General features: G+C 60.0%; 2 protein-coding genes and 2 pseudogenes. 2 read left to right on the top strand and 2 right to left on the bottom strand.

Annotated features, from left to right (window positions below):
• The coding region (locus tag BG842_RS21075) for a hypothetical protein (RefSeq protein WP_254663358.1) at positions 1–278 on the bottom strand (278 nt) is incomplete at its 3' end.
• Between the two features lie 237 nt (positions 279–515).
• Between BG842_RS21075 and BG842_RS21070 the strand changes: the two are divergent.
• Positions 516–1169, top strand: a pseudogene (locus BG842_RS21070) (NAD(P)/FAD-dependent oxidoreductase); the annotation flags it as partial.
• 11 nt (positions 1170–1180) lie between these two features.
• Here BG842_RS21070 and BG842_RS21065 read toward each other — a convergent pair.
• Complete coding sequence (locus tag BG842_RS21065; RefSeq protein WP_007979604.1) at positions 1181–1489, bottom strand: MazG nucleotide pyrophosphohydrolase domain-containing protein; 309 nt, start codon at positions 1487–1489, stop codon at positions 1181–1183.
• Positions 1490–1905: 416 nt separating this feature from the next.
• Here BG842_RS21065 and BG842_RS21060 point away from each other — a divergent pair.
• Positions 1906–2372: pseudogene (locus BG842_RS21060) on the top strand (glycoside hydrolase); the annotation flags it as partial.

Here is a 2372-nt window from a genome sequence, read left to right as displayed (position 1 = left end):
GCGCAGCCAGGCGTATCGACCGTTCGGGTGCGACCGTAGTGGTCTAACTGTGCCTCAGTGTGTTCGATCTCGTCGTAGTAGCGGTACTGCAGCCGGTACAGGTCGTTGGAGGGTGTGGCGACATACAGGACGTGCTCGCCGGGCTCTGGGCCACGACAGGAAAGCGTGGGTTCGTGGTGCTCACACTGATAGATGACGCCTGTGAGCGTGCGTTTCTGGGTGTAGATCTGGATCGGGTCCGTACACTCCAGGGCGAGGACCGTCTGCTGATCGGTCATTGCTCGGCCTCCCGTTTCTGACGAAGGCGCTGACAGAGCTGGCAGGGTGCGTACTGATCGTCTTGTGCCTCTGTGCGCGTGCAATAGGCGAGTGGGTTGTCGGTCTGCAGCGTACAGAGTGAGTGGTTGTCCGCGTCGAGTTCGTGATAGGCGAAGGCGTCGCCTGCAAGCTGATCGACGATAGCGACCGTCTCATCGGCGGGATAGGGGTCACCAGCGATGCGCTGGTCGCGTTCGATGCTTCGACTCGACCACGACCTCGCGCCGGGCGGCTATTCGTGGATTTTCCACACCGGAGAGGACACCGCGAAGGTCGGCCTCTGTTACATCCAAAACGAGAGCCACCACGACTACGCCAAGGAGGGAATGGGTATCGACGATTACCTCCAACACTGGTTGGACACCGACCCGCGGTTCGAGAACGCGGAACGGATGGAAGGCAAACAACACCGCGGGTCCGCCCACATCCAGATGCCCGGCGGCCTCTCCACGGACAACTTCATGGCCATCGGCGACACCGTGCCGACCATCGACCCGCTCTGGGGTGAGGGGATTCACACCGGCATGAAATCCGCGCGAGCGGCGGCGATAACCGCTGATCGCTGTTTCATGACCAGCGCCTCGGACACCTCCGCGGAGAAGATGTCGATATACGATAATCTCTGGCACGGCGACGTCGCGCCGCAGATGCGGACGCGACTGCTGATGACCCAACTGCTCTATCTCGCCGAGAACGAGCGCTACGACACGCTGATTCGTGACCTCAAGCAACTCAGTCACGAGATGCGTGCGAACGCGAACAACGGAAGACTTCGCGGTATCATGAAGCTCCTCCACTGGGAAGACATCCCGCTCCTCAAGCGGTTCGCCAGAGAACGGCTCCCGATGTAACGTCTCCGACGCTATTTTTCGGCCGAACTCGCGGTTCCCGTCTCTCGAATCCGACGGCGATACTTTTCGAGCGCGTCGTCCAACGCGGCTCCGGCGTCCACGTCGAGTGCGTTCGCCACCGCGAGCAACGAGAACAGCGCATCGCCGAGTTCGTCTTCCGTCACGTCGAGCGCCGCCGGGTCGTCACCCCACCCCGTCGATTTCGTCGCGTCGGCCGCGATTTCCCCGACCTCCGCGGCCAAATCGAGAATTCGATACGCGGGGTCGCTCTCCAGGTCGTGCTCCGCCACGAACGCGGCAACCGCCTCTTGTTCGTCCATATTCACTTCGAACCGACATGTCGGAGTAAACTGTTCCGGTTCGCCTCGCTGCCTTCCGGTACGCAACGTGTGGTGGTCGAACTATCCCGTTCGGCGCGCTGACGGCGGCTCCGGATATCCGTGTCGCTGACCGCGAGTACGGAAATGACGGCTCCTACTGTCTCGTGTTGGAGTACTGATTGCTACGGCAAATTACTGAATATGAGTATATCAAACTGAATTATACTGATGTTAACTAAATCATACTATATTATACTGATTCCACTATAACTCCCTCCTTCTTTTCCTTCTCATCCTTTCCCTTCCCCTTCTTTTCCTTCTTCATCCACCACCGCAAACCGGGGTCGCTCCGTTTCGGAGCGTCCTGATCGAAATCATCCGCGAACTAATATGTCCTCGGAACGCGATTGACGTGATTGAACGTTCGGATGTGGGAGGGGAATCCGACGCGGCGAGGAGTACTTCGATTCGGCGCGGTAGCGGCCGGTGTCGGCGTGGCGGGGAGTTCCGTCCGACGAACCGAGAGCGACGCTGATTGCCTGTCCGGGGACCGCGGGACGAACGACGAAGCGGACGCTCCGGTCGACGTTCGCGGAGCCATCTACTTCCCGTCCAGAGCGTACAACACGTTCCAGATGTGGCACGGCTACGACCCCGACGTCATCGAACGCGACCTCTGCTATGCGAGTCGGATTAACCTGAACGCGCTGCGGGTGTGGCTGAGTTTCGAAACGTGGCGGCGCGAGCCGTTACGGTTCGGACTCCGACTCGAACACTTTCTGACGACGGCGGCGAACCACGGTCTCCGGGTCCTGCTCGGCATCTTCGAAGGTATCGGGTTGAATCCCACGGAACGCCAACTGCAAAACACCGACCCGCTCAC

Origin of the sequence: Haladaptatus sp. W1, assembly GCF_001723155.1 — an archaeon.
Classification (GTDB): domain Archaea; phylum Halobacteriota; class Halobacteria; order Halobacteriales; family Haladaptataceae; genus Haladaptatus; species Haladaptatus paucihalophilus.
This window is presented reverse-complemented; position numbering and strand designations above follow the sequence as displayed.

What these genes read in the sequence shown, in the direction of transcription:
- BG842_RS21065 (WP_007979604.1), bottom strand. Translation starts at nt 1,489, where the DNA reads ATGGACGAACAAGAGGCGGTTGCCGCGTTCGTGGCGGAGCACGACCTG.